This window comes from Pseudonocardia sp. McavD-2-B, assembly GCF_024124365.1.
Lineage (GTDB): Bacteria > Actinomycetota > Actinomycetes > Mycobacteriales > Pseudonocardiaceae > Pseudonocardia > Pseudonocardia alni.
The window spans coordinates 1-3,454 of the sequence record NZ_JAMXSG010000414.1; the positions used below are offsets into that span (position 1 = coordinate 1).

The 3,454-nt window shown below is 75.9% G+C and carries 6 protein-coding genes; all 6 read right to left on the reverse strand.

Translation table 11 applies throughout. From position 1 onward, the window contains the following. Positions 1-218, reverse strand: a 218-nt coding sequence (locus NH602_RS29420; protein WP_253069515.1) for a hypothetical protein, incomplete at its 3' end; no start/stop codon positions are given. Further along, positions 215-1,120 carry a M56 family metallopeptidase gene (locus NH602_RS29425; protein ID WP_073574808.1) on the reverse strand — a complete coding sequence of 302 codons (906 nt, stop codon included), beginning with the start codon at positions 1,118-1,120 and terminating at the stop codon, positions 215-217. The genes NH602_RS29420 and NH602_RS29425, both read right to left, overlap by 4 nt. 79 nt (positions 1,121-1,199) lie before the next feature. After that, complete coding sequence (locus NH602_RS29430) at positions 1,200-1,541, reverse strand: BlaI/MecI/CopY family transcriptional regulator (protein ID WP_100880464.1); 342 nt, start codon at positions 1,539-1,541, stop codon at positions 1,200-1,202. A gap of 76 nt (positions 1,542-1,617) precedes the next feature. Further along, on the reverse strand, positions 1,618-2,085 hold the full coding sequence (locus tag NH602_RS29435; protein ID WP_253069516.1) for a L,D-transpeptidase: 468 nt from the start codon (positions 2,083-2,085) through the stop codon (positions 1,618-1,620). Between the two features lie 230 nt (positions 2,086-2,315). Further along, entirely contained in the window at positions 2,316-3,056 is a 741-nt protein-coding gene (locus NH602_RS29440) for an enoyl-CoA hydratase (protein ID WP_179759816.1), read from the reverse strand. Between the two features lie 9 nt (positions 3,057-3,065). Next, on the reverse strand, positions 3,066-3,454 hold a 389-nt coding region (locus NH602_RS29445), incomplete at its 5' end, for a hypothetical protein (protein WP_253069517.1).

Here is a 3,454-nt window from a genome sequence, read left to right on the forward strand (position 1 = left end):
CGCGACGACACGTCGTCGCCGGCCCGCACCCGGGTGCCCGCCGCGTGCGCGAAGGCGGCCACCGTCGGTGCCGGCAGCGACGACAGCGCGGCCACCAGCAGCCGGGTGACGAACGGCCCGGCCAGCTGGTCGGGCTGGGGCAGCGACGCCGCGTGCACCCGCAGCAGCGCCTCCGCCCCGGGGAACGCACGGACCGGGCCGGGCGCCGGAGTGCTCACGGGGCGACCAGCAGCCACACCGGCACCGCGACCAGCGCGAGGGCGACCAGCCGGATCAGCCCGTGCACGACGCGCGGCAGCGCGGGGGGCGGGGCGGTGATCCGGTCGATGCGGGCCTCCAACGCGTCGGTGAACGACGACAGCGCCGCCGCCGGCGCGGACCCGCCGACGGCCTTGAGCGCGGTCGCCAGCTCGGTCGGGTCGCACAGCCTGCGGGCGACGTCGTCGGCCCGCATTTCGATCAGCCGGGCCACCGCGAGCTGGGCGTGCACCATGCCGCGCACGAACGGCGCCGTCGCCCCCCACGCGACGAAGGGGAGCACGACCAGGTCGTGCCGCTCACGCAGGTGCGCCCGCTCGTGGGCCAGCACCGCGACGACCCCGGCGGTGTCGAGGGTGTCCAGGACCCCCGCCGACACCACGAGCCGGGAGCTGCGCCCGGGCAGGCAGTAGGCGACCGGGACGGGATGGTCGAGGACACGGGTACCGGAAGCGTGCGGCCACGGTGTGGCGAGCACGTCGAGCAGGTCGCGGTGGCGCCGGCGGGCCCGCAGCGTCCGCACCGTGGTGATCACCAGGACCGACAGCAGCCGCACCAGCACCCCGAGCGCGATCAACAGGGCGCCCACGTGCAGCGGGTCCATCCGGTCCGGCCACTCGCCCGCCGCCACCGATGCCGACAGCGCCGCCGCCGCGGTGGGCAGGCTGTGCCCCATCGGCGACAGCCCGTAGGCCAGCCCCGCACCGAACAGCGAGATCCCGCCGCCGAGCCCGACGGCCTGCCACAGCAGCAGCGCTCCGACGGGGTCGCGGCCGGGCCAGCGCGCCCGGGCCAGGGCACGACTGACCGGCTCGGCGAGCAGTACGCCGAGCAGTCCGAGTCCGAGCGCGGTCAGCTGCATCGCCTCACATCGTCGCGGAGTGCGCGGCGCGGCGCTGCATCACCCCCGCGACCGGACGGGCTCGTGGAACGCCGGCGGCTCAGCCGAGCAGGTCGCGCAACCGCGACCGCTCCTCCTCCGACATCGAGCCGAGGAACCGCGCGAGGGCGGCACCCCGGTCTGACGCGTCGTCGAGCGCGTCGGTCATCAGCTCGGCCACGTGGTCCTCCCGGCTGGCCACCGGGCGGTAGTGGTGGGCGCGGCCGTCGCGGATCCGCCGGACCAGCTGCTTGCGCTCGAGCCGGCCGAGGACGGTGAGCACGGTCGTCGTGGCCAGGTCGCGGTCGGCGAGCTGGTCCTGCACCTCACGGGCGGTCATGTCCCGGTCGGTCTCCCACAGGACGTTCATGACCGCCCGCTCCAACTCGCCCAGACTCGTCACGAAGGTCATCCTACGCGAACCTTTCTACTGCGCGTAGAACCCCTCCGGGAGATGACTCACACACCCGGGGCGCGACTCAGTGGATCTGCACCTGGTCGCCGACCTGCAGGTAGTCGAACCACTGGCGTGCATCGGTCTCGGCGAGCTTCACGCAGCCGGCCGACGGGGTGGAGAGGTCGCCCTGGTGGAAGGCGATGCCGCCCTGGGCGAAGAACACCGACCACGGCATCTGGGTCAGCCGCTCCCGGCTGGTCCACTGCTCGGCCTTCCACTGCACGGCGAAGGTCCCGGCCGGTGTCGGGGCCTCCGGGTCGCCGGGGCGCATCGCGACCGGTCCGGCGACGACCCGACCGGCGTCGAACAGCCAGGTGGAGCGGCTCTCCAGATCCACACATGCCCGCGCCGAGGAGGTGCACGGTGTGCCGGGGACGAGCTCGCCGGTGGCGACCTGCCGGTCGGTGGGATCGGGCTGCTCCGACGGCTCGGCCAGGGCGGGGCCCGCCAGGAGCCCGGCGGTCAGGGCGCCGGTCAGAGCGACGCCCACCGCGAGGAGTCCGGTGGTCCGGCTCCGTACCCGTGCCCGCATCCGTCCGCCCCTCCGCCGGGCGTACGCCCTACGTCCCCGGCCCGTCGGGACCGACCGGAAGCACAGTGCGACCGGCTGGTTCCCCACGGTAGCCCAACATGATCTTGAGCTGAACGGGCGAGTCCGATACCGCCGATCGGCGGTGCACGAGAAGCGTCGGACGGTCGCTGCGTCGTCCGGTCCCGCGGTCAGCGGCCCCGGAACACCGGTGCGCGCTTCTCGGTGCGGGCGGCGCGCCCCTCGGCGATGTCCTCCGCGGCCCAGCATCCGCGGAACTCCTCGGTGAGGCCGTCGACCACCGCCGGGTCGGTGTGGCCGCCACGGCCGAACGCGTCCACCGAACGCTTGTTGTAGGCCAGGGTCAGGGGGGCCATGGTCGCGATGTCACGGGCCAGGGCGTGTGCGGCGTCGCGGTCGCCGAGGGTGTCGGCGAGACCGCGGGCGTGGGCGGTGACGGCGTCGACGGTGGCGCAGGCCAGCAACAGGCTGCGGGCCGTGCCGCCGCCGGCGATCTGCACCAGGCGCTCGATCGTCCACGGGTCCACGGCCAGACCGAGCCGCGCGGTCGGCAGCCCGAACACCGCCTCCGGGGCGGCGACCCGCAGGTCGCAGGCCAGGGCCAGCTGCAGCCCGCCGCCGATCGCGGGCCCGGTCACCGCGGCCACGGTCGGCATCGGCAGGTCGGCGACCGCGTGCAGCCCGGTGTAGAGCGCGTCGAGGAACTCGTCGGTGTAGACCTCGCCGAAGTCGGCGCCGGAGCAGAACGCCGGCCCGTTCCCGGCGACGACCACCGCCCGCGCGCCGGCCGCGCGGACCTCGGCCGCGGCGTCGACCAGCTGCCGGCAGGTCGCGATGTCCAGGGCGTTGCGGCGCTCGGGGCGGTTCAGCTCGATCAGACCGACGTCGTCGTGGGTGCTCACGGAGATCACGGCCGGACCCTAACCCGCCGCCGCGGCCCCGGCCCCGTCCGCGTGACCGGCGCCGCGCGCGGCGGGAGAGGGCTCGCTCCAGGTCTGCCCGCACAGCTCGCGGGCCAGCCCGACGGCGAGCTGGTCGATCCGGCGCAGCAGCCGCGCCGCGGTCAGCCGGCGCGTCCGCTCGGTCCCGGGACCGGCGGCGGTCCGTGACGCCGCGTCCGCCTCGGCGGCGTCGAGCAGCTCCTCCGCGGAGCCGACGCCGTAGTCGGCGGGGCCCGCGCCACTCGGGTGCTCGCGCCGGTCGGCGGGGCCCCAGGCGTCGTCGAGGATGCGACGCAGGCCGTCGAGGTCGGCGCGGACCCGCCCGGCCGCGGGGCCCAGGGTCGCGGCCCCGGCGGGCACCGACGCGG